The 23,433-nt window shown below is 52.9% G+C and carries 17 protein-coding genes; 12 read left to right on the top strand and 5 right to left on the bottom strand.

The window, feature by feature from the left end; all coding sequences use genetic code 11:
• Positions 1–10 precede the first annotated feature (10 nt).
• The 4 genes from BL249_RS11385 (at position 11) to BL249_RS11400 (ending at position 3,249) form a co-directional block, all read left to right on the top strand.
• A complete protein-coding gene (locus BL249_RS11385; protein WP_099705253.1) occupies positions 11–1,222 on the top strand; it encodes a winged helix-turn-helix domain-containing protein in 1,212 nt (403 codons plus the stop codon).
• Positions 1,223–1,293: 71 nt separating this feature from the next.
• Positions 1,294–1,476: a protein YcaR gene (gene ycaR, locus BL249_RS11390; protein ID WP_099705254.1), complete on the top strand. Its 183-nt coding sequence runs from the start codon at positions 1,294–1,296 to the stop codon at positions 1,474–1,476.
• Positions 1,473–2,246: a 3-deoxy-manno-octulosonate cytidylyltransferase gene (gene kdsB / locus BL249_RS11395; RefSeq protein WP_099705255.1), complete on the top strand. Its 774-nt coding sequence runs from the start codon at positions 1,473–1,475 to the stop codon at positions 2,244–2,246. The genes ycaR and kdsB overlap by 4 nt, the downstream gene beginning before the upstream one ends.
• A gap of 70 nt (positions 2,247–2,316) precedes the next feature.
• On the top strand, positions 2,317–3,249 hold the full coding sequence (locus BL249_RS11400; protein WP_099705256.1) for a fructosamine kinase family protein: 933 nt from the start codon (positions 2,317–2,319) through the stop codon (positions 3,247–3,249).
• Here the strand turns inward: BL249_RS11400 and elyC are convergent.
• Complete coding sequence (gene elyC / locus BL249_RS11405; protein WP_099705257.1) at positions 3,193–3,981, bottom strand: envelope biogenesis factor ElyC; 789 nt, start codon at positions 3,979–3,981, stop codon at positions 3,193–3,195. The genes BL249_RS11400 and elyC overlap by 57 nt on opposite strands.
• A 118-nt stretch (positions 3,982–4,099) precedes the next feature.
• Here elyC and cmoM point away from each other — a divergent pair, with 118 nt between their 5' ends.
• The 7 genes from cmoM (at position 4,100) to BL249_RS11440 (ending at position 14,868) form a co-directional block, all read left to right on the top strand.
• Complete coding sequence (cmoM, locus tag BL249_RS11410; protein WP_099705258.1) at positions 4,100–4,885, top strand: tRNA uridine 5-oxyacetic acid(34) methyltransferase CmoM; 786 nt, start codon at positions 4,100–4,102, stop codon at positions 4,883–4,885.
• Positions 4,882–6,204, top strand: a complete 1,323-nt coding sequence (gene mukF / locus BL249_RS11415) for a chromosome partition protein MukF (RefSeq protein ID WP_099705259.1) — start codon at positions 4,882–4,884, stop codon at positions 6,202–6,204. The genes cmoM and mukF overlap by 4 nt, the downstream gene beginning before the upstream one ends.
• On the top strand, positions 6,185–6,904 hold the full coding sequence (gene mukE / locus BL249_RS11420; protein WP_099705260.1) for a chromosome partition protein MukE: 720 nt from the start codon (positions 6,185–6,187) through the stop codon (positions 6,902–6,904). The genes mukF and mukE overlap by 20 nt, the downstream gene beginning before the upstream one ends.
• Positions 6,901–11,367: a chromosome partition protein MukB gene (gene mukB, locus BL249_RS11425; RefSeq protein ID WP_099705261.1), complete on the top strand. Its 4,467-nt coding sequence runs from the start codon at positions 6,901–6,903 to the stop codon at positions 11,365–11,367. The genes mukE and mukB overlap by 4 nt, the downstream gene beginning before the upstream one ends.
• 287 nt (positions 11,368–11,654) lie before the next feature.
• A complete protein-coding gene (gene ldtD, locus BL249_RS11430; RefSeq protein WP_446717712.1) occupies positions 11,655–13,316 on the top strand; it encodes a L,D-transpeptidase in 1,662 nt (553 codons plus the stop codon).
• 185 nt (positions 13,317–13,501) lie between these two features.
• Positions 13,502–14,053, top strand: a complete 552-nt coding sequence (locus BL249_RS11435; RefSeq protein WP_099705263.1) for a YcbK family protein — start codon at positions 13,502–13,504, stop codon at positions 14,051–14,053.
• A 185-nt stretch (positions 14,054–14,238) separates the two neighbouring features.
• On the top strand, positions 14,239–14,868 hold the full coding sequence (locus BL249_RS11440; RefSeq protein WP_099705312.1) for an MBL fold metallo-hydrolase: 630 nt from the start codon (positions 14,239–14,241) through the stop codon (positions 14,866–14,868).
• 51 nt (positions 14,869–14,919) lie between these two features.
• On the opposite strand, the gene BL249_RS11445 is transcribed toward BL249_RS11440, so the two are convergent.
• The 4 genes from BL249_RS11445 to pncB all read right to left on the bottom strand — a co-directional run bounded on the left by BL249_RS11445 (position 14,920) and on the right by pncB (position 20,498).
• Positions 14,920–16,110 carry an amino acid aminotransferase gene (locus BL249_RS11445; RefSeq protein WP_099705264.1) on the bottom strand — a complete coding sequence of 397 codons (1,191 nt, stop codon included), beginning with the start codon at positions 16,108–16,110 and terminating at the stop codon, positions 14,920–14,922.
• A gap of 195 nt (positions 16,111–16,305) precedes the next feature.
• Positions 16,306–17,421 carry a porin OmpF gene (gene ompF, locus BL249_RS11450; protein ID WP_099705265.1) on the bottom strand — a complete coding sequence of 372 codons (1,116 nt, stop codon included), beginning with the start codon at positions 17,419–17,421 and terminating at the stop codon, positions 16,306–16,308.
• 312 nt (positions 17,422–17,733) lie between these two features.
• A complete protein-coding gene (gene asnS / locus BL249_RS11455) occupies positions 17,734–19,134 on the bottom strand; it encodes an asparagine--tRNA ligase (RefSeq protein WP_099705266.1) in 1,401 nt (466 codons plus the stop codon).
• Between the two features lie 158 nt (positions 19,135–19,292).
• A complete protein-coding gene (gene pncB, locus BL249_RS11460) occupies positions 19,293–20,498 on the bottom strand; it encodes a nicotinate phosphoribosyltransferase (protein WP_199073466.1) in 1,206 nt (401 codons plus the stop codon).
• Positions 20,499–20,756: 258 nt separating this feature from the next.
• Here pncB and pepN point away from each other — a divergent pair, with 258 nt between their 5' ends.
• Entirely contained in the window at positions 20,757–23,372 is a 2,616-nt protein-coding gene (gene pepN, locus BL249_RS11465) for an aminopeptidase N (protein ID WP_099705268.1), read from the top strand.
• The last annotated feature ends 61 nt before the right edge of the window (positions 23,373–23,433 follow it).

A 23,433-nucleotide genomic window follows, 5' to 3' on the forward strand; every position in this document is an offset into this window, starting at 1 on the left:
GGATGGCAGCATGGCGTTCTCCTCACTGACACTGGCCGAAGCCAGAAACCTGCATCTGATGGCCCAGGGGTTATTGCGTCCACCTGCAGGAAAAGCGCGTCCGGCGGATCTGCTCAGCGCTATCCGCCGGATGTCGCTGTTGCAGATAGACACCATTCATGTGGTGGCACGCAGTCCCTGGCTGGTGCTGTTCAGTCGTATTGGCAGTCATCCTTTTTCATGGCTGGAACAGGCACTCAGCGAGGGTAAGCTGTTTGAATACTGGGCCCATGAGGCCTGTTTTATTCCTGCCGAAGATTACCCTCTGCTGCGTCACCGTATGCTCAATCCTCATGCCCTCGGCTGGAAATATAATCATCAATGGATGATGGCACATCAGCACGATATTGCCGCTCTGATGATGCACATTGAACAGCATGGTCCGGTGCGCTCGGCGGATTTCGCGACGCCATCAGAAAATAAGCCTGGCTGGTGGTCGTGGAAACCGTTTAAGCGTCATCTGGAAAATCTGTTCAGTGCCGGTGAACTGATGGTTGTTGGTCGCCACCATTTTCAGCGTATTTATGATTTACGCCGGCGGGTATTGCCTGACTGGGATGACGCAGTGCACGCGCTGAGTGAAGCCGATGCGCTGGCGCAAATGTTACGTAATAGCGCCCGCAGTTTAGGGATATTTCGCGCCGAATGGCTGGCGGATTATTACCGCCTGAAGCGTGCGCCACTGGCAGCCTTACTGGCTTTGTGGCAAGAGCAGGGCGAAGTCAAAAAGATTGAAGTACAACGGCTTGGCTCGCTTTATCTGGATAACGCGCTGTTTTCCGCGCTATCTGCGCTGCCGGCAGCCAGTCATACCGCCTTACTGTCACCTTTTGACCCGGTCATCTGGGATCGGCGTCGGGCGCGGGCTCTGTTTGATTTTGATTATCGACTGGAATGCTACACGCCGGCGGCAAAACGGCGCTATGGCTATTTTGTTCTGCCAATCTTACATCGCGGTGCACTTAAAGGCCGGCTTGATGCGCGTATGGATCGCAAGAATGCCTGTTTGCAGATCCATCAAATCTGGCTGGAGCCGGCGGTACGGGCCAGTGCGCGCCTCGGCGAAGATCTGCAACGCACCCTCAGCCGCTTTGCGCAATGGCAGGGTGCCAGTCGGCTGGACATTGCCAGCCAGCCGGAAGCATTGAGCCGTTATCTGCCTTCGCGCTGGCAGATTGACTGATAGCATAGCTGAGTCTGGCGCGCTTATGATAAGCTGTTGTTCTTCCTGATCCAGCCCACAACGGAGGATATATGGATCATCGTTTACTGGAAATCGTTGCTTGCCCGGTATGCAATGGCAAGCTCTATTACAACAAAGAACAGCAGGAACTGATTTGTAAAGCGGACGGCCTTGCCTATCCGCTGCGTGATGGTATTCCGGTGCTGCTGGAAAATGAGGCTCGCACACTGACGCTGGAAGAGAGCCATCCATGAGTTTTGTCGCAGTGGTTCCCGCTCGTTTTGCCTCCACCAGACTACCGGGTAAGCCGCTGGTTGATATCCACGGTAAGCCGATGATTGTGCATGTGATGGAGCGAGCACAGGCCTCCGGGGCCAGTCGGGTTATTGTGGCAACCGACCACCCGGAGGTGGCCAGCGCGATAACGGCAGCGGGTGGTGAAGTCTGTATGACGCGCGCCGATCACCATTCAGGTACCGAACGTATTGCGGAAGTGGTGGAGCGTTATCAATTCCCGGATGACACCATTATCGTTAACGTGCAGGGGGATGAGCCGTTGATCCCGCCGGTCATTATTCGTCAGGTTGCCGAAAATTTGCGTCGTAGCGGCGTTGGCATGGCAACGCTTGCCGTGCCGGTTACCGATGCAGAGGAAGCTTTCAATCCTAATGCGGTCAAAGTGGTTCGTGATGCGCAGGGATTTGCCCTCTACTTTTCCCGTGCGCCGATTCCCTGGGAACGGGAGCGCTTCAGCCAGACGAAAGAAACCATTGGCGATCACTTTTTGCGCCATATCGGTATTTACGCCTATCAGGCTGGTTTTATTCGCCGCTACGTCAGCTGGGCGCCTGGCCCGCTGGAGCAGATTGAGTTGTTAGAGCAGCTGCGGGTATTGTGGTATGGCGAGAAAATTCATGTCGATGTGGCTCAGGCTATTCCCAGCGTTGGCGTGGATACGCCGGAAGATTTACAGCGCGTGCGTGCTGTAATGCAGCCATTCGGGGGGGCCGGCCGCGCCTCCTGATCCGCACCTTCAGCCGGCAAACCCTGTGCCGGTCATCCCACGCAGATAGCGGTCGTGAGGAGAGAACGGTATGGAAAGTCAACAGCTGCAGTTTGAGCTGGCGCTGGTTCTCGGTGAAACGCTGAGCCGGATTGAATGTATCAGCGAACAGCCCTGGGTCAGTCTTTATACGATTTATGATGCAAGCGGAAACGCTCTGCCGCTGATCGCCAAATGCTTTAGTCAACCGGGGTTTGCTGCTCAGGAAGCGAAAAAACTTTCCCTGCTGGCACGGCAAGGTAAGATGCGGGTCCCTGCTGTTTTCGGCATGGTGCTCAGCCACCGTAAGCCGCTGCATGAAACGCTACTGGTTGAGCGTCTGGGAGGCATTCCGATTGAAGTGCCGGCGCGCAGCCCCACGCAGTGGCAGGCATTACAGGCTGAGATTATTGAAGGGATACTGCGCTGGCACCGGACTGATAGCCATGGTCAGGTGGGCACGGTAGACAGTATTCAGGAAAATCAGTGGTCGCGCTGGTATTTGCAGCGAATTGAAGTGCTGTGGGCAATGCTTAATTTTATACGGCCGCCGATACTGACCATGGATGACCGGCAGGTTTTATACCGTGCCCGGCAACAGGCCGCAGCTTTTTTTAATGGCTTTGACGACCCGTGTGTGCTGGTGCACGGTAATCTGACGTTACAACATATCCTTAAAACGCCGCGTAGCGAGCGGCTGCTGGCGGCGGTCAATCCCGGCACTATTTTATGGGCGCCACGTGAATTTGATTTATTCCGTCTCTGGCAACCCGGTGCCGCCAGTCAGCTGCTGACCTGTTATGTCAGTCGGGCTCCGGTTAATCAGGGTTTTCTTTGGCGTCGCTGGCTGTATGCGCTCTGGGAGAGTATTGATCACCTGATGCATACCGGCGGGTTTGACCGCGCGCTGTTTGACCATGCCAGCCAGTCACTGTTGCCCTGGCTGGGGGACAGCGGTATCACCAGCCGTGAAGTCTTGCCATAACCGCCCCAGTATTTCATACCAGGCCCGTTCGCTGTGGCTTAGCCAGAGTGAAGAAGGAAGCGCGCGTTCCCAGGGATTAAGCGGTGAATCAATTGCCAGCTGGTTAGCCGGTGCGGCAAGCGGGGTTAATCCTTGTTGCTGGAAAAATTGCATGGCGCGCGGCAGGTGATTAGCTGAGGTAACCAGTAAAAACGGCGCGTTGCCAATAGTCTGTGCTACGGCAGCCGCTTCCTGAGAGGTATCGCGCGGCTTATCCAGGGTGATAATTGCATCTGCCGGCACGCCGAGTGATTTGGCTACTAAGGCGGCGACGGCGGCGGAGCTCATGGCATTATGCTGTGCCGCCGCGCCGGTAAATATCATCTTTGCACCCGGATTTTCCCGCCATAAACGGATGCCTTCGGTGACACGGGGCAGGCTGTTGTTGATCAGGTTTGAACCCGGCGCCCAGTCAGGGTTCCAGGTATAGCCGCCGCCCAGTACCACCACGTAGCGTACCGGCTGCTGGTTTCGCCAGGTGGGATAATGGTTTTCCAGCGGACGTAGCAGTCCATCGGCGACAGGTTGCAGGCTGAGTAACAGTAAGCCAAACCAGCCGACAGAAATCAGTATTTTGCCTTGTTGCTGCCAGCGGTTGCGCCAAAGTAAAAAAAGTCCGGTTCCGGTAATAATCAGCAACAGTGGCAGCGGCATCAGCAGTCCGCCAGCGACTTTTTTCAGCATAAAAAACATAAATCCGGACTCCTTTTGACCGAAAAAACGTCATCTGAAAGCACAGTGATGATGGAAAGGTTCATTCTTCGCCAGTGTATGACAAAATGAGGCGGTAAATCACGCCTGGAGTGCAGCCATGCAGGATCGCAATTTTGACGACATCGCCGAGAAATTTTCGCAAAATATCTACGGTACAACGAAAGGTCGGGTTCGCCAGGCGATCCTCTGGCAGGCGCTGGAACGCCTGTTGTCAACGTTACCAGCCGCACCGTTACGGGTTCTGGATGCCGGCGGAGGAGAAGGCCAGACTGGCTGCGCCATGGCGCAGCGTGGCCATAACGTGATGTTGTGCGATCTTTCTGAGCAGATGATTGCCCGTGCCAGACAGCTGGCAGTGCAGCAAGGTGTGAGCGACAACATGCAATTTAAACAAATTGCTGTTCAGAACGTCGCGCAGCATTTGGATACGCCGGTGGATCTGGTATTGTTTCACGCAGTACTTGAATGGGTTGCCGAACCGCAGGCGGTGCTGAAATCATTATTTCACTGCCTGAAGCCGGGTGGCGTCTTGTCTCTGATGTTTTATAACATCAACGGTCTGAGGATGCGTAATCTGGTTTTAGGAAACTTTGCCTATCTGCAGGCAAATATGCCGAAGCGGAAAAAGCGCAGTCTTTCACCGGATTATCCACGTGAGCCAGAAGATGTTTATCGCTGGCTGGCAGAGTGCGGTTTCACGCTGGGTGAAAAAACCGGCATTCGTGTTTTTCATGATTATATGCGGGACAAACATCTGCAGACTGAACGATTTGATGAGCTGCTGGCGCTGGAATCACACTATTGCCGTCAGGAGCCTTTTTTAAGCCTGGGCCGTTATATACACGTCGTCGCGCGTAAGCCTGTGCAGAAGGACGAACTATGAGTGATTTTTCCCGGACCGTCCCGGAGCTGGTTGCCTGGGCGCGAAAGAATGATTTTTCCGTCTCTTTGCCTAACGAACGCCTGACCTTTCTGCTGGCCATTGCGGCCCTGAACGGTGAACGGCTGGATAGCGAAATGGGGGAAGGGGAGCTGGTGGATGCTTTTCGCCATGTCAGCGAAGGATTTGAGCAAACCAGTGAGACGGTACAAACCCGTGCCAATAACGCCATCAATGATATGGTGCGTCAGCGTCTGCTAAACCGCTTTACCAGCGAAATTAACGAAGGGAACGCAATTTATCGTCTGACGCCGCTGGCTATTGGTATTACCGACTATTATATCAGACAGCGTGAGTTTTCCACGCTGCGGCTTTCCATGCAGCTATCGATTGTGGCCGGTGAGCTAAAACGCGCAGCGGATGCGGCGGATGAAGACGGCGACGAGTTTCACTGGCACCGTCATGTTTTTGCTCCGCTGAAATATTCAGTGGCTGAGATTTTTGACAGCATCGATCTGACGCAGCGGGTGATGGATGAGCAGCAGCAAGCGGTCAAGGATGATATTGCCGGACTGCTGAATCAGGACTGGCAGGCGGCGATTTCCAGCTGTGAGCATCTGCTGGCTGAAACCTCAGGTACGTTACGTGAATTGCAGGATACCCTGGAAGCCGCTGGTGATAAGCTCCAGGCCAATCTGCTGCGCATTCAGGATGCGATTACCCACAGTCCCGACTTAGCGTTTATCGATCGGCTGGTGTTTGATTTGCAAAGCAAACTGGATCGCATTATCAGCTGGGGTCAGCAGGCGATTGATTTATGGATTGGTTATGACCGCCATGTACATAAATTCATTCGTACCGCGATTGATATGGATAAAAACCGCGTATTTGCACAGCGGTTGCGCCAGTCGTTACAGGGCTATTTTGACGCGCCCTGGGCGCTGACATATGCCAACGCCGGGCGCTTGTATGACGTGCGTGACGAAGAACTGACGCTGCGCAACGAAGAGGTGATGGGTGAGTTACCCTCTGAACTGGAATACGAAGAATTTAACGCCATCCGCGAGCAGCTGGCAGCCATGATTGAAGAGGCATTATACATTTATAAACAGCAACAGAAGCCGCTTAATCTCGGTGCGGTCATGCGTGACTACCTTGCGCAGTATCCACGCGCACGTCATTTTGATCTTGCGCGAATCGTTGTTGATCAGGCCGTACGATTAGGGGTTGCTGAAGCTGATTTTTCCGGGTTGCCCGCCGAGTGGCAGTCTATTAATGATTACGGAGCCAAGGTGCAGGCGCATGTCATCGACAAATATTGAACAAGTGATGCCGGTTAAGCTGGCCGAGGCACTGGCAAATTCGATTTTTCCGGCGTTAGACAGTCAGCTGCGTTCCGGCCGTCATATCGGCATTGAAGAGTTAGATAATCATGCATTTCTGATGGATTATCAGGAATATCTCGAAGAGTTTTACGCGCGCTATAACGTTGAGCTGATACGTGCGCCGGAAGGCTTTTTCTATTTACGGCCCCGCTCCACCACGCTGATTGCCCGCTCGGTGCTTTCCGAACTGGACATGATGGTTGGCAAAATCCTCTGTTATCTTTATCTCAGTCCCGAACGGCTGGCAAATGAAGGCATTTTTACCCAGCAGGAACTGTATGAAGAACTGCTGAACCTCGCCGATGAAAACAAACTGCTTAAACTGGTAAATCAGCGTTCAACCGGCTCCGATCTCGATCGCCAGAAATTACAGGAAAAAATGCGGGCGTCGCTGAATCGCCTGCGTCGTCTTGGCATGGTCTGGTTTACCGGCAATGACAACAGTAAATTTCGAATCAGCGAAGCGGTGTTTCGTTTCGGTGCCGATGTGCGCAGCGGTGATGATCCGCGTGAAGCGCAGCTGCGGATGATCCGCGATGGTGAAGCGATGTCGCTGGAAAATGGTCTGACGCTAAATGATGAAGATGACGATGCGCATGGGGCATCCCAGGATAACGCAGAGGAGGAACAGGAATGATTGAACGCGGAAAATTTCTCTCTCTGACGCTGATCAACTGGAACGGTTTTTTTGCCCGGACCTTCGATCTTGACGAGCTGGTCACCACGCTGTCCGGCGGTAACGGCGCCGGTAAATCTACCACCATGGCAGCTTTTATTACCGCACTGATCCCCGATCTGACATTACTGCATTTTCGTAACACCACCGAAGCCGGCGCCACCTCAGGTTCGCGTGATAAGGGACTGCACGGTAAGCTGCGCCCAGGAGTTTGTTATGCGGCTCTTGATGTGATGAATTCACAAGGGCAGCGGGTGCTGGTGGGCGTGCGCCTGCAGCAGGTGGCGGGGCGCGATCGTAAAGTCGACATCCGGCCTTTTAGCATTCAGGGATTGCCGGCCAGTATTCATCCTACCGAATTGCTGACCGAAACCGTCAGTGCCCGCCAGGCACGGGTATTGCCGTTGAGCGAGCTGAAAGATAAGTTCGAAAGTAGCGAGAGCGTGCAGTTTCGCCAGTACAATTCGATTACTGATTATCATGCGCTGATGTTTGATATTGGCGTGGTGGCGCGGCGCATGCGTACCGCCGCCGATCGCAGTAAATATTATCGTCTGATTGAAGCCTCGCTGTACGGGGGCATTTCCAGTGCGATTACCCGTTCGCTGCGTGACTACCTGCTGCCGGAAAATAGCGGTGTGCGTAAAGCGTTCCAGGACATGGAAGCCGCGCTGCGTGAAAACCGTATGACGCTGGAAGCCATTCGCGTTACCCAATCCGATCGCGATTTGTTTAAACATTTAATTTCTGAAGCCACCAGCTATGTTGCGGCTGATTACATGCGTCATGCTAACGAACGTCGTCAGCATCTTGACGCTGCCTTGCAGCTGCGCCAGGAACTGACCGCCAGCCGACGTCAACTTGACACTGAGCAGACCCGTCACGTCGAAATGGCGCGTGAACTGGCTGAACATGCTGCCTCCGAAGGCGATCTTGAAGGGGAGTATCAGGCTGCCAGTGACCATCTGAATCTGGTACAGACCGCGGTACGTCAGCAGGAAAAAATTACCCGCTACGAAGCGGATATAGAAGATCTTGGCGCGCGTCTGGAAGAGCAAACCGGAATTGTCACTGAAGCGCGTGAGCAACATCAGGAAAACGAAGAGCGGGCTGAAGCCGCAGAGCACGAAGTTGATGAGCTGAAAAGTCAGCTGGCCGATTATCAGCAGGCGCTGGATGTTCAGCAAACGCGGGCGATTCAGTATCAGCAGGCCTTGCAGGCACTGGAACGCGCCCGCGCTCTGTGTCAGCTGCCCGACCTGACGGCAGACAATGCCCTTGAGTGGCAGGAGAGTTTTCAGCAACGTGAACGTGATGCGACCAGCAAACTGCTGATGCTGGAGCAGAAGTTAAGCGTCGCCGACGCTGCCCACGGTCAGTTTGAACAGGCGTTCGAGCTGGTCAGTAAAATTGCCGGCCCGGTCGATCGCAGCGAAGCGTGGCAAATCGGACGTGACTTGTTGCGTGATGCGGCAAACCTGCGCCATCACAGTGAACAACTTACTGGCCTGCGCGCCCGTGCGGCCGAACTGGAACAGCGGCTGCGCGAACAGCAGGATGCTGAGCGTCTGTTTAACGATTTTTGTAAACGTCAGGGTCAGCAATATGACGTTGAACAGCTGGAAGGGCTGCAGCGTGAACAGGAGGCATTAATCGGCCAGCTCAGTGAGAGCGTGGCGGATGCCGGTGAGCGGCGGCTATCACTGCGCCAGCAGCTGGAACAGCTGCGGGGACAAATTGAACAACTCAGCGGCCGGGCGCCGCAGTGGCTGGCGGCACAGGAGCTGCTGGAGCAACTCAGCGAGCAGAGTGGCGAGTCGTTGACCAGCAGCCAGCAGGTCACCGGCTTTATGCAGCAGCTGCTGGAGCGGGAGCGGACGCTGACCGTTGAACGTGATGAGGTGTCAGCCCGCCGGCGTGATATTGAGCAGCAAATTGAACGTTTAAGCCAGCCTGGTGGCGCGGAAGACGGCAGGCTTAACGCGCTGGCAGAGCGTTTTGGTGGGGTGCTGCTGTCGGAAATATATGATGATGTGACCATTGAGGATGCGCCTTATTTCTCGGCGCTTTATGGTCCGTCTCGTCATGCTATCGTGGTAGCGGACTTGTCATTAATCCGTGATCAGCTTGATAGTCTGGAAGATTGTCCGGAAGACCTCTACCTGATTGAAGGGGACCCGCAATCTTTTGATGACAGCGTATTCAGTGTTGATGAACTGGACGGCGCGGTGGTGGTGAAAGTCGCTGAACGCCAGTGGCGCTACTCACGCTTTCCGAAAATTCCGCTGTTTGGCCGCGCCGCGCGGGAAAATCAGCTGGAACTGTTGCGCGCCGAACGCGATACCCTGAATGAGCGTTTTGCCACCCTTTCGTTTGACGTGCAGAAAACCCAGCGTTTGCATCAGTCGTTCAGCCGTTTCATTGGTAGCCATATTGGCGTTGCTTTTGAGCAGGACCCGGAAGCGCAGATCCGTCAGCTTAGCGGACGGCGCAACGAGCTGGAACGCGCACTCAACCAGCATGAAAACGAAAATCAGCAGCAGCGTCAGCAGTTTGAACAGGCAAAAGAAGCCATCAGCTGGCTAAATCGTATTGTGCCGCGCCTTGGCCTGCTGCGCGATGAAACGCTACGCGATCGCTATGATGAAATTCTTGCTCAGCTGGATGAGTCGCAGGAAGCGGCGCGTTATCTTCAGCTGCATGGCGCCAGCCTGGCGAAGCTGGAACCGATGGTGGCGGTACTACAAAACGACCCGCAGCAGCATGACCAGCTGCAACAGGATTATCAGCAGGCACTGGACAACCAGCGTGATGCAAGGCAGCAGGCCTTTGCCATAACCGAAGTGGTGCAGCGCCGCGCGCACTTTAGTTATCAGGATGCTGTTGCTATGTCTGACGGCAGCCAGGGACTGAATGAACAGCTGCGCCGTCGTCTGGAGCAGGCGGAAAGCGAACGCACCCGCGCCCGCGAGGCGCTGCGTGAGCAACAGCAGCAGCTGGCGCAGCATTCGCAGCTGCAGGCATCGCTGAAGAGTGCCTGGGATGCCCGGCAGGAGATGCTAAAAGAGCTGCAACAGGAGATGCGCGATATTGGCGTACATGCTGATGCCAGTGCTGAAGAACGTGCCCGCCTGCGGCGCGATGAGCTCTACAGTGCGCTAAGTAATAACCGTGCTAGCCGCAATCAGCTGGAAAAACAGCTGACATTCTGTGAAGCAGAAATGGACGCACTGCAGAAGAAACTCAGACGTGTGGAACGTGAATATCTTACGGCGCGCGAGCAGGTGGTCAGTGCTAAAGCTGGCTGGTGCGCGGTCATGCGACTGGTTAAAGAGAATGGCGTTGAGCGTCGGCTGCACAAACGCGAGCTGGCTTATCTGAGTGCTGATGAACTGCGTTCCATGTCGGATAAGGCGCTAGGCGCATTGCGGCTGGCAGTGGCAGATAACGAACATCTGCGCGATGTACTGCGTCTTTCTGAAGATCCTAAACGGCCGGAACGGAAAATCGAGTTTTTTATCTCGGTTTATCAGCATCTGCGTGAACGTATCCGTCAGGATATTATTCGTACTGACGATCCGGTGGAAGCCATCGAACAGATGGAAATTGAACTCAACCGGTTAACAGAAGAGCTTACCGCCCGTGAGCAGACGCTGGCCATCAGTGCCCGCAGCGTGGCCAATATTATACGCAAGACTATTCAGCGCGAACAGGCGCGTATACGCCAGCTCAATCAGGGGTTGCAAAGCGTCAGCTTTGGCCAGGTTAACAGCGTGCGGCTCAACGTGAACGTGCGGGAAAGCCATGCCATGCTGCTGGATGTATTATCAGAGCAGCACGAGCAGCATCAGGATCTGTTTAGCAGTCAGCGCCTTACGTTCTCTGAAGCGCTGGCTAAACTGTACCAGCGTCTTAACCCACAGATTGATATTGGTCAGCGCACGCCGCAGACCATTGGTGAAGAGCTACTGGATTACCGTAACTATCTGGAAATGGAAGTTGAAGTTAATCGTGGATCCGACGGCTGGTTACGGGCGGAGAGTGGTGCGCTGTCCACCGGTGAGGCGATCGGTACCGGAATGTCAATTCTGGTGATGGTGGTGCAAAGCTGGGAAGAGGAGTCTCGTCGACTGCGTGGAAAAGATATCCTGCCGTGTCGCCTGCTGTTCCTTGATGAAGCTGCCCGCCTTGATGGCCGTTCAATCAATACGTTGTTTGAACTTTGCGCCCGGCTGGATATGCAGCTGATCATTGCTGCACCGGAGAATATCAGCCCTGAAAAAGGCACCACCTACAAGCTGGTACGTAAGGTGATTAATAACAGTGAACATGTGCATGTTGTTGGTCTGCGCGGCTTCTCCGCCGAGCCGGACAAGGCGGCCAATCATGTAACGGAAGGCGTCCGCCAGGCAGGGGGCGAATAAACCGGCGCCCTGTCAGGGCATATTTCTTTGCAAACGGCATTTGCTGCGGAGGCAATTGCCGTTTACTGTTTGTATACTTATAACAATGATTAACGATTGCCGGCGAAGGAGCTGTTGCCGACAGTCTTACATTAAACAGGGGGCAAGGAATGTCACTGGCGCGGAAGTTTTCACTGAAAAAAGTGGCTGCGGGTAGTTACATTATCCTCGGCCTGACCACGTTTTTACCGGCTTATGCGGTTGACGTGCCGCCATCTGCTGAGGTTTCCGGTGAGGTGGCTTCGGCGATGGATCGGCTGCAGGCAGCGTTGCCTGCCGGCGTCAGCCCCTATTTTCTCACCACTCTGGCCACGCTTTATCACACTCATCATATGCAACCGATGTGGCAGGACCGCGCGGCGGTACAGCAGTTCCAGCAGCAGCTGGCTGAGGTGGCTATTTCCGGGGTTCAGCCGCAGTTTACCCGTTGGGTCAGGCAGCTGACCGATCCGGCGATTAGCGGTATGGCGCGCGATATTTTATTATCTGATGCCATGCTGGGTTATCTGCAATTTACCAGCGAAGTTCCGTTAAAAGGCGAGCAGTGGCTGTACAATACGCTGCCTTATAAAATGGCACTGCCACCGGTTGCGGTGATCAATCAGTGGCAGCGTGCGGTGGCTGAGGGCAATCTGGCGCATTTTGTCGCCACTCTGGTTCCACAGCATCCGCAATATCAGCCAATGCATGAAGCGCTGAAAGCACTGCTGGCGGATAACGCACCCTGGCCACAGCTCAACGCTAAAGCCACGCTGCGTCCTGGACAAATCAGCCGGGACGTACCCGCCTTACGGGATATTCTGCAGCGTCTCGGCATGCTGTCTGAGAAAACCCTGGCGCCAAAACCGGTAGATGATGCCGTCGCCACCGCGCCGCGACCTGTTAGCGAGCATGAAACGGTAGCGGTCAGTCCCTCCGCCGCACCGGTGGAGTCAGCCAGCAGCCAGCCACCTCAGCCGCTGGGACAGGTACAAAGCGGCGTGAATGCTGCTGCCACGTCCGCTATCTATTCCAGAGAGTTAGTGGAAGCCGTTAAAAATTTTCAGCGCTGGCAGGGGCTGGAAAGCGATGGGGCGATCGGCGCACGCACGCGTGAATGGCTGAACGTTACCCCGCAAATGCGCGCGGCGCTACTGGCGCTGAATATTCAGCGTCTACGGCTGCTGCCGGATGATATGCATAATGGCATTATGGTCAACATTGCTAATTACTCACTGATTTATTACGACAACGGTAGTCAGATTCTGGCATCGCGGGTGATTGTTGGCCGGCCGGATCGTAAAACACCGCTGATGCGCAGTGCGCTGAATAATGTGGTGCTGAATCCGCCGTGGAATGTTCCGACCACGCTGGTGCGTGAAGATATCGTGCCAAAAGTAAAAAGCGATCCGGGCTATCTGTGGAAACATAATTATCAGTTGCTGTCAGGCTGGAGCCGGGATGCTCAGGTGATTGATCCGACCATGATTGACTGGCGTATGGTTTCGGCGGCGAATTTTCCCTACCGTATTCGTCAGGCGCCCGGGGCGACCAATTCACTGGGCCGTTATAAATTTAATATGCCAAGCTCGGATGCCATTTATTTGCACGATACGCCGAACCATAATCTTTTTCAGAAAGATATCCGCGCCCTGAGTTCCGGCTGCGTGCGGGTGAATAAGGCGTCTGAACTGGCCAACCTGCTGCTGCAGGATGCAGGCTGGAACGATGCACGTATTTCCAGCACCCTGAAAGGTGGGGATACCCGCTATGTGCCGGTGCGTCGCCGTGTGCCGGTTAATCTTTATTATCTGACCGCCTGGGTGGCTGATGATGGTAAACCACAGTTTCGTACAGATATTTACAATTATGATCTTACTGTGCACTCTGGCATACAGGTTCTCAGCCAGGCTGAAAAATTGCTGATGTAATGCCTGGTAAATCAAGGAGTAACAATAGATGTCGTTCGCTGTCATCGCTAATTATTAAGAATTATTTATATAAAAACCGGCGTAGCTCACAGTTTGCCGGGTTGACGGCGAAATTTTATACAGGTAAGGTGCCCGCTGTTGCCCCTGAGGCACCGTTAAATATTTTTGTCGGGTAATGATGATTCATGGCTAATTTTGATCCGCACCGTCGCAAACTGCTGGTGATGGGAGGGGCTGTCCTCGGCTGCTCATTGCTGCCAGCTCAGGCTTTTGCTTCGCTTTCCACCGCTCGTCCTCGTATTCTCACTCTGAATAACCTGCATACCGGCGAAACGCTGAAAGCGGAGTTTTTCAATGGCAAGAGTTATAACAAAGATGAGCTGACCAGGCTAAACCATTTCTTCCGCGATTACCGGGCCGGTAAAATTAAGTCTATTGATCCTGCCTTGTTCGACCATCTGTATCGTCTGCAGGTGATGCTTGGCACGCGCAAGCCAGTGCAGTTGATTTCCGGCTATCGCACGCTGGCGACCAACAATATGCTGCGTGGCAGCAGTGAAGGTGTGGCCAGGCATAGCTACCATACTAAAGGTCAGGCCATGGATTTCCACATTGAGGGCGTAGCGTTAAATCACGTTCGTAAGGCTGCGATGGCCTTAAAAATGGGCGGCGTTGGCTATTATCCACGCAGCAATTTTGTCCATATCGACACCGGACCAGTGCGACACTGGTCATAATGTATTGTTGACGCTGCTGCCACCTTCTGACGGTGGCGGCGTTTTTCCGTTGTTTCTTTCCCCCTGTCTTCTCCTATGCTGCGCCACTGGTATTCACCTCTGACGATGTTAGGATAGTACTCTTGTACAGACTGCCTGCGGCGCGATGGCGCGAACGCCAGGCAATGATCAATACCGGGAGTATTATGGAGTTTCAGATTATCCCTGTTACCGCTTTCGCTCAGAACTGCTGTCTGATCTGGTGTCCGCAGACAAAAGAAGCTGCGATTGTTGATCCGGGCGGCAATGCGGAGATGATTGAGGAAATCGTCCGGGATCGGGGCGTGGTGGTAAAACAGATTTTGTTAACCCATGGTCATCTTGACCACGTTGGTGCGGCTGCCAGCCTTGCCGGGGACTATCAGGTGCCGGTGCTGGGGCCGGATATCAGGGACAATTTCTGGTTACAGGCACTGCCGGACCAGAGTCAGATGTTTGGTTTTGACTGGTGCGCACCGCTGACGCCGGATCGCTGGCTGAGCGATGGCGAAAAGATCAGGGTAGGAGAGGAAACCCTTGAGGTGCTTCATTGTCCCGGCCATACGCCGGGTCATATCGTGTTTTTCCACCGTCAGCAGCGGCTGTTAATTTCCGGTGACGTTATCTTCCGTGGCGGCGTTGGCCGGAGCGATTTTCCGCAAGGTAGCCATAGTGACCTGATCAAGGCCATTAAGACCCGATTACTGCCGTTAGGTGATGAGGTGCGTTTTCTGCCGGGACACGGCCCTGATTCCACGTTGGGTGAGGAGCGTATCAGTAATCCGTTTTTACAATAGTCAGTAAAAAAGGCAATATAAATTGCCTTTTTTATCCGATTCTTCCTGGCCTCAGAGCACGGCGACAATTGCTTCGCACAGTGCGGCCATATTATCCGGAGTCATCCCTGCGACGTTAACCCGCCCGGAACTGACCGCGTAAACAGCAAATTCCTGTCGCAGACGAAGAACCTGATCGGCCGTCAGTCCGCTGAAGGAAAACATCCCGTTCTGGCGGATGATAAAGCTGAAATCACCTTTCGCGCCTTTTTCCTGCAGAGTGTTAACAAAAAGCTGACGCATACGCTGAATACGCTGGCGCATGTCGGTCAGTTCCTGTTCCCAGATAGCACGCAGCGCCGGGTTAGCGAGAATCGTGGCGACTACCGCAGCACCGTGGGCAGGCGGGTTAGAATAGTTAGCCCGAATGGTGTATTTAACCTGACTGAACGCGGTATCGGCAATATCACTGTCTTTGGCAACCAGGGTCATTGCCCCTACGCGCTCATTATACAGACCGAAATTCTTTGAATAAGAACTGGCGACCAGCAGCTCATTATGACGGGCGGCAAATAAGCGTAATCCGGCGGCATCTTCTTCAAGGCCGTTGGCAAAGCCCTGATAGGCAAAATCAAACAGCGGCAGCCAGCCTTTAGATTGCGATATTTCTGCCAGTTCTGCCCACTGTTCAGCGCTAGGATCAATGCCGGTAGGATTGTGACAACAACCGTGGAACAGCACCACATCGCCGGCTTCAGCCTGCTGCAGGCTGTTTAACATACCGGCAAAGTCGAGCTGGTGATGCGACGCATCATAATACTGATACTGGCAAACCTGCAGGCCGGCAGATTCAAATACATTCTTATGATTCGGCCAGCTGGGATTACTGACCCAGACGCGTTTAACGGCGGTTTTTGTCGCCAGAAAGTCAGCGGCTACCCGGAGCGCACCGGTACCGCCAGGCGTCTGGGCCGTACGGGCGCGTTTTTGCGTAATAATGTTATTGTCAGTGCCAAACAGCAGTGCCTGAGTACAGCGGGCAAAGTCCGCCAGACCATCAATGCTTAAATAGTTTTTGCTGGTTTCGTTTTCCAGCAAATACTGCTCAGCTTTTTTTACGCTGGTAAGAACCGGGGTCAGGCCTGCTTCATTTTTATAAACACCAATTCCCAGGTTAATTTTATTCGGGCGATCGTCTGCGCGAAAAAGATCGGCAAGACCGAGAATCGGATCGGCGGGTGCAGCAGCAATATTTTCAAACATGAGTGTTTATCCGTAGCGAAGTTCAGTTCCAGAAACCAGTTCAGGTTAACGCCGGAGAATATAAATGCCAACTGTTTAAATGAAAAAGTGATCGCCAGGCTGAAAACAATATAATGCTATGTTTCACCAATAAAAAAACGGGGCCAGTGGCCCCGTTTTTTTACGGCTGCAGACTTGCTCAGCAGCGATGCCGGATTAGAACTGGTAAACCAGGCCAACCGCGACAGTATCGTCATATCCAAGACCCAGTTTGTTGTTTTTATCAATCTGGTTGATGATGTAATCAACATAGGTGGACATGTTTTTGTTGAAGTAGTAAGTCGCGCCCACTTCGTAGTATTTAACCAGGTCAGCATCACCGATGCCTTCAATGTCTTTGCCTTTGGTCTGAACATAGGCAAGAGACGGACGCAGACCGAAATCGAACTGATACTGTGCAACCAGTTCAATGGTCTGTGATTTTTTAGCATAGCCATCAGTAGACACTGTCTGGCCAAGATCGTTAGTGGTTGATACGGTGATCGGGAGGGCATTACGGCCCTGGCTGTACATGGCTGCCAGATAGACGTTATTCGCGTCATATTTCAGTGCGGTTGCCCAACGTTCGGCTTTAGATCCGCGGCCATATTCGCTTGCTGTCTGCGCAGAGGTACGGTTGTTCTGGCCATAAGCACCCACGATACCTACACCGATATCAGAGGTATAAGAGGTTGATGCGCCCCAGCCGTCGCCATTGGCACGACGAATGTCAGAACGCTCATTTTTACCCTGATATTGCAGGGCAAAATCCCAGCCTTTAACCAGGTTGAAGAAGTTGGTATTACGGTAGGTTAACACGCCAGTGGTACGACCGCCGTTTACGCCGATATCGGTATAAGCGGTATCACCACCAAACTCTGGCAGCATATCGGTCCAGCCGAGCGCATCGTAAACCACAGCGTAGTTACGACCGTAGTCGATTGAGCCATAATCACCGTATTTCAGACCGGCGAAGCCCAGACGCGTTTTGTTACCGGTCTGTGCATCAGAGCCTTCTGAGTTGTTGAAGTTGAACTGGTATTCCCACTGGCCGTAACCGGTCAGCTGATCGTTAATCTGGGTCTGACCTTTGAAGCCCAGACGGCCATAAGTCTGGTCGCCGTTGCCCGCGTAAGCGTTCTGGCCATTATTTTTTGAGAAATAGTGAAGACCAACTGCTTTACCATACAGATCCAGCTTGTTGCCGTCTTTGTTATATACTTCTGCTGCGTTGGCCGCACCAGCAGCTAACAGTGCTGGGATCACCACTGCAAGAATGTTGCGCTTCATCATTAGTTATTACCCTCGTTGGAGTTATCTGGACACCTTGCCACTGCCTGCATAAATTCTTTACAAAACGGTTAAAGAACTATGAAGAGAGTTTGGTGTCTTCCTGTGTCTGAACGCATCTTTCCATTCACCGTCGTGATTATCTAGCGCGAAAATGCTACAAATCTCGTATCATCGTAACGAAAGGAAAGGATGTGTATCAAAATGTAATTTTTTGGGAACTTTGTGAGACAAATCTAAGTTTACAAAAATAAAAAGAGGTCGTCTGAGACGACCTCTTTATATATATGAATTTCTTATATTTAATGCTGAAAATCAGAAACTGGCATTACGAGGGGTGCGTGGGAAAGGGATAACATCTCTTACATTCTGTATTCCGGTGACATAGGCAATTAAACGTTCGAAACCTAATCCAAAGCCGGCGTGGGGAACGGTGCCGTAACGACGCAAATCGCGATACCACCAGTAATCTTCTTTATTCAGTCCCATTTCTGCCAGCCGTGCATCGAGAACGTCGAGACGTTCCTCACGCTGCGAACCGCCGATAATTTCACCGATGCCAGGCGCCAGTACGTCCATTGCGGCTACCGTTTTACCGTCATCATTAAGGCGCATATAGAAGGCTTTAATGTCTTTCGGATAGTTTTTTACCACCACCGGCGCTTTAAAATGTTTCTCGGCCAGATAACGTTCGTGCTCAGAGGCCAGATCCACCCCCCAGAACACCGGATTTTCAAATTTCTCGTCACAGTTTTCCAGAATAGCCACGGCATCGCTGTAATCTACCTGGGCAAAATCGGTGGTGACAAAACGCTGCAGGCGTACCACGGCGTCTTTATCAACCCGTTCAGCGAAAAACGCCATATCATCAGCACGCTCTGTTAATACGGCATTGAACACGTATTTCAGCATGGCTTCCGCCAGCCCGGCGGCATCGTCAAGAGTGGCAAAGGCAATTTCAGGTTCCAGCATCCAGAATTCAGCGAGATGGCGGCTGGTATTGGAGTTTTCCGCCCGGAATGTCGGGCCGAAGGTATAAACTTTCGACAACGCGCAGGCGTAAGTTTCAGCATTCAGCTGGCCGGATACGGTTAAAAACGACTCTTTACCAAAAAAGTCTTCGGCGAAATCAACGCGGCCTTGCGGCGTGCGCGGCAGGTTTTCCAGGTCCAGCGTTGAAACACGAAACATTTCACCGGCGCCTTCGGTATCCGAGGCGGTAATAAGCGGCGTGGATACCCAGAAATAGCCTTGCTGGTCAAAAAAACGGTGCAATGCCTGAGCCAGGGTATGACGTACCCTGGCCACCGCACCGATCAGATTGGTGCGCGGCCGTAAATGCGCCACTTCACGCAGATACTCAATACTGTGCCGTTTTGCCGCCATGGGATAGGTATCCGGATCTTCAACCCAGCCGGTGACTTCAACGTGGTTTGCCTGCAGTTCGTAGCTTTGTCCTTCGCCAGGAGATTCGACAACCGTACCGCTGATAATAACGGAACAGCCGGTAGTCAGGCGCAGTACTTCATCCTGGTAATTACTCAGAGAATGATTTATGACCGCCTGAATGGGATTAAAGCAGGAACCGTCATAGACAGCGACAAAAGAAATACCGGCTTTTGAATCTCTTCGGGTACGTACCCAGCCGCGAACGGTCACTTCACTGTTAACCGCCACGCGACCTTGCAGGACGTCCGCTACAGGCACTACGCTCATAAGTTTTCTCACTATCAGTCAGTTTAAAATAGGTCCCTGTTCCAGGGTATGGCTATGTTACTTGACGACTGCCAGGACACAAGCAGATTTGACGTTGATATGAGGAGAATTATTGCTGGCGTTGAAAACAGCCTGGCACCCTGGTCGGGTGCCGGCAATCAGCTGGCTTTTTTCACCAGGGGTAAATTGAACGCTTTATGCAGGGCACGCACAAAAGCTTTATCATGGCAGATGGTTTTACCCGGACTGTCTGACAGCTTTGCCACCGGTTTGCCGTTGCATTCGACCAGCTTAATGACAATATTGAGTGGCTTCACCATTGGAATATCACAGGTCAGACGGGTGCCGATACCAAAAATAACGTTGGCATGCTGGCCAAAGTGGCGATAGAGATCGAGCGCTTTGTTGAGATCCAGATTATCAGAAAATACCAGCGTTTTGCTTTGCGGATCGATACCCAGACTGCGGTAATGGGCAATGGCTTTTTTGCCCCATTCAATGGGATCGCCGGAGTCGTGGCGCAACCCCTGATACTGGCTGGCATACTCAAGGCCAAAATCACGCAAAAAAGCGTCCATGGTAATGCAGTCGGTCAGGGCGATGCCAAGCTGGTCGGGGTATTCTGCCAGCCACGAGGCTAACGCCGCCCGTTGGCTATTGGCCAGTACCGGACTTATCTGCTGGTGGGCCTGAAACCATTCGTGGGCCTGAGTGCCAACCGGCGCTAGCTGGAGCTGACGGGCCAGATCGTAGTTACTGGTCCCCACCAGCCAGGGGAAATCCGCTTTTAGGGTATTAACAATGGCCCACTGAACTTCACGGGAAAAACGTCGCCGGGTCCCGAAGTCCATCAGTTTGAACCGGCGCATATCCATACCGTTAGTTTGTTGCCTGAAGTCATGAAGCTTTTCCTGCAGGCGTTCAACCGCCTGGGTAACAGACACTCCGGGTGAACGATGGCGGTGAACGATTTCACTGATGAGCGCCAGCAGAGGGACTTCCCATAAAATAACTTCCCGCCAGGGGCCGCTGATGCGAATATCCAGTTTGCCCTGATGATTACGCACCCTGACCTGGCTCGGGTCATAACGAAAGCTGCGCAGCCAGTCAAGATAATCCGCTTGAAAAAACGGCAGCGACGCCAGCCAGCTGTACTCCTCATCGCTCAGAGCCAGCTGGTGCATCGTTGCAATATTGGCTGAAATTTCATCGGCATAAAAGCCGAGCAAATCATCACCACGGCAGCGGAACTCTGCCGTGACCGTTACAGACGGATAGCGATGAAAGACCGCTTGCTGCATATGCAGCTTATAAGCGTCGGTATCCAGCAGGCTCAGGAGTATCGGGGAAGCGTGTCGTGTCATGGTGCGTTTCAGCAACCTCTGGCGAAGAGCGTTGTCCCTGGTTTGAGTAAAAGACGGCGAAGTATAACCCGTTTCTTTAAAGAGTGAATCTGATCACAGCAAAAAGCGCTATCCGGGTCGAGATCATTCTGTGCCATTGTTAATCAATTGTATAAATAACGTTTATTTACGCGCTGAAAATGGATTCAGTCATAGCATGCGGGCGGCAAGCAGCATAGACTTATTCGCACTGACTTCATTATGCCAGGAGCATGCTTTATGACTCAATTGCCGCAAGCTAAACACCGTCACGATTATCGTGCGCCCGATTATACCATCACTGACATTGATTTGGTCTTTGATTTAGCACCTGATCAGAGCCAGGTTACGGCAATCAGTCAGGTTAAGCGTCTGGGCAAGGCCGGTGAGCCACTGCGGCTGGATGGTGAAGATCTTACGCTGGTTTCCCTGGAGGTTGACGGTGAACCATGGCGTGATTATCAGCAGGTTACAGGCGGACTGGTTATTCACGGACTGGCAGAACACTGCACCCTGAAAATCGTCAATACGATTCAGCCAGATAAAAATACCGCGCTGGAGGGACTTTATCAGTCAGGTGAAGCGCTCTGTACCCAATGTGAAGCTGAAGGTTTCCGGCATATTACTTATTATCCCGACCGTCCGGATGTACTGGCGCGGTTTACGACCACAATTTATGCCGACAAAGCGCGTTATCCCTATTTGTTATCTAACGGTAATCGGCTCGATGGCGGAGACCTGGCGCAGGGACGTCACTGGGTGAAATGGCAGGACCCTTTTCCAAAACCCTGCTATTTATTTGCCCTGGTTGCCGGTGATTTTGACGTACTGCGCGACAGTTTCCGCACCCGTTCTGGTCGGGACGTTGCGCTGGAGATCTTTGTCGATCGCGGCAATCTGGATCGTGCTGACTGGGCGATGACGTCGCTGAAAAACAGCATGAAATGGGATGAACAGCGTTTCAATCTGGAATATGACCTCGATATCTTTATGATTGTCGCCGTTGATTTTTTCAATATGGGAGCGATGGAAAATAAAGGACTGAACGTTTTCAATGCTAAATATGTACTGGCAAAAGCGGAGACGGCCACTGATAAAGATTATCTTGGTATTGAGGCGGTTATTGGCCATGAATATTTCCATAACTGGACCGGTAACCGTGTTACCTGCCGTGACTGGTTTCAGCTGAGCCTTAAAGAAGGGCTAACGGTGTTTCGCGATCAGGAGTTCAGCTCTGATCTGGGTTCACGCGCGGTTAATCGCATCGACAACGTGCGCGTGATGCGTGGTGCCCAGTTTGCTGAGGATGCCAGTCCGATGGCGCATCCGATCCGTCCGGATCAGGTGATTGAAATGAATAACTTTTATACCCTGACTGTTTATGAAAAGGGTGCGGAAGTGATTCGCATGCTGCATACGTTGCTTGGCGAGGAAAATTTTCAGAAAGGAATGGCGCTCTATTTCGAACGTCACGATGGCAGCGCGGCGACCTGTGATGATTTTGTCCAGGCGATGGAAGACGCATCCAATATTGACCTGTCACAGTTCCGCCGTTGGTACACTCAGTCGGGTACGCCCCAGCTGACCATCCGTGATGATTACAATCCTGAACTCGAACAATATACTCTGCATGTGCAGCAGATGACGCCAGCGACGGCCGATCAAAAAGAGAAGCTTCCATTGCATATTCCGCTGGATATTGAGCTGTATGATAACCAGGGTAACGTGATTCCGTTGCAGTACAATGGCCATCCTGTCCACCATGTACTCAATGTTACTGAAGAATTTCAGAGCTTTGTGTTCGATAAGGTTTATTTTCAGCCGGTGCCGTCACTGCTGCGTGAGTTCTCTGCACCGGTTAAGCTGGATTATCCCTGGAGCGATGCACAGCTGACCTTCCTGATGCGCCATGCCCGCAACGATTTTTCCCGTTGGGACGCCGCGCAGAGTCTGCTGGCGACCTATATCAAACTGAATGTTGCCCGCTATCAGCAGCAGCAGCCGCTTTCGTTGCCGCTTCACGTTGCTGATGCTTTCCGCGCCGTTTTGCTCGACGAGCACAGCGATCCGGCGCTGATGGCACTGATTCTTACTCTGCCCGGGGAAAATGAAATTGCCGAGTTATTCAGCACGATTGATCCACAGGCGATTGCAGCGGTACGTCAGGCGATGCAGCAGACGCTGGCAGCGGAACTGGCAGATGAGTGGCTGGCGGTTTATCAGGCTAACCAGACGGCTACCTATCGGGTTGAACAGGCGGATATTGGTAAACGAGCGCTGAAAAATGTCTGTCTGAGTTATCTGGCATTTGGCGACGCTACACAGGCGGACAGGCTGGTACGCTGTCAGTACCAGCAGGCGAATAATATGACCGATGCCCTGGCCGCATTATCCGCGGCGGTGGCGGCCCGTTTACCCTGTAAAGAGGCCCTGATGACGGCTTTTGATGATCGCTGGCACCAGGACGGTCTGGTCATGGATAAATGGTTTGTTCTGCAGGCAACCAGCCCGGCGGACGGCGTGCTGGACAAGGTACGTGAATTGCTGACACACCGCTCGTTTTCCCTGAGCAATCCTAACCGTGTTCGTGCCTTGATTGGCGCATTCTGCTCGGCTAATCCGGCGGCATTTCATGCCGCCGATGGCAGCGGTTACCGCTTCCTTGTTGAGATCCTCACCGATCTCAATCGCCGTAACCCGCAGGTTGCTGCCCGTATGATCGAGCCGCTTATTCGCTTAAAACGTTATGACAGTGCGCGTCAGGCGTTGATGCGTGAGGCGCTGGAGAGCTTACAGCGGTTGGATAAACTGTCAGGGGATCTCTATGAAAAGATTAGTCGCGCACTGAATGCCTGATACTGGCAGTATGCGATTCGGGCGCCTTAATGGCGCCCTTTATTTTATCGTTGCCGGATAA

The sequence above is a fragment of the Erwinia sp. OLFS4 genome (assembly GCF_002752165.1).
Lineage (GTDB): Bacteria > Pseudomonadota > Gammaproteobacteria > Enterobacterales > Enterobacteriaceae > Izhakiella.

Coding starts and splice junctions, on each gene's coding strand:
- BL249_RS11385 (WP_099705253.1), top strand. CDS start 11: ATGGCGTTCTCCTCACTGACACTGGCCGAAGCCAGAAACCTGCATCTG.
- ycaR (WP_099705254.1), top strand. CDS start 1,294: ATGGATCATCGTTTACTGGAAATCGTTGCTTGCCCGGTATGCAATGGC.
- kdsB (WP_099705255.1), top strand. CDS start 1,473: ATGAGTTTTGTCGCAGTGGTTCCCGCTCGTTTTGCCTCCACCAGACTA.
- BL249_RS11400 (WP_099705256.1), top strand. CDS start 2,317: ATGGAAAGTCAACAGCTGCAGTTTGAGCTGGCGCTGGTTCTCGGTGAA.
- elyC (WP_099705257.1), bottom strand. CDS start 3,981: ATGTTTTTTATGCTGAAAAAAGTCGCTGGCGGACTGCTGATGCCGCTG.
- cmoM (WP_099705258.1), top strand. CDS start 4,100: ATGCAGGATCGCAATTTTGACGACATCGCCGAGAAATTTTCGCAAAAT.
- mukF (WP_099705259.1), top strand. CDS start 4,882: ATGAGTGATTTTTCCCGGACCGTCCCGGAGCTGGTTGCCTGGGCGCGA.
- mukE (WP_099705260.1), top strand. CDS start 6,185: ATGTCATCGACAAATATTGAACAAGTGATGCCGGTTAAGCTGGCCGAG.
- mukB (WP_099705261.1), top strand. CDS start 6,901: ATGATTGAACGCGGAAAATTTCTCTCTCTGACGCTGATCAACTGGAAC.
- ldtD (WP_446717712.1), top strand. CDS start 11,655: ATGGATCGGCTGCAGGCAGCGTTGCCTGCCGGCGTCAGCCCCTATTTT.
- BL249_RS11435 (WP_099705263.1), top strand. CDS start 13,502: ATGGCTAATTTTGATCCGCACCGTCGCAAACTGCTGGTGATGGGAGGG.
- BL249_RS11440 (WP_099705312.1), top strand. CDS start 14,239: ATGGAGTTTCAGATTATCCCTGTTACCGCTTTCGCTCAGAACTGCTGT.
- BL249_RS11445 (WP_099705264.1), bottom strand. CDS start 16,110: ATGTTTGAAAATATTGCTGCTGCACCCGCCGATCCGATTCTCGGTCTT.
- ompF (WP_099705265.1), bottom strand. CDS start 17,421: ATGATGAAGCGCAACATTCTTGCAGTGGTGATCCCAGCACTGTTAGCT.
- asnS (WP_099705266.1), bottom strand. CDS start 19,134: ATGAGCGTAGTGCCTGTAGCGGACGTCCTGCAAGGTCGCGTGGCGGTT.
- pncB (WP_199073466.1), bottom strand. CDS start 20,498: ATGACACGACACGCTTCCCCGATACTCCTGAGCCTGCTGGATACCGAC.
- pepN (WP_099705268.1), top strand. CDS start 20,757: ATGACTCAATTGCCGCAAGCTAAACACCGTCACGATTATCGTGCGCCC.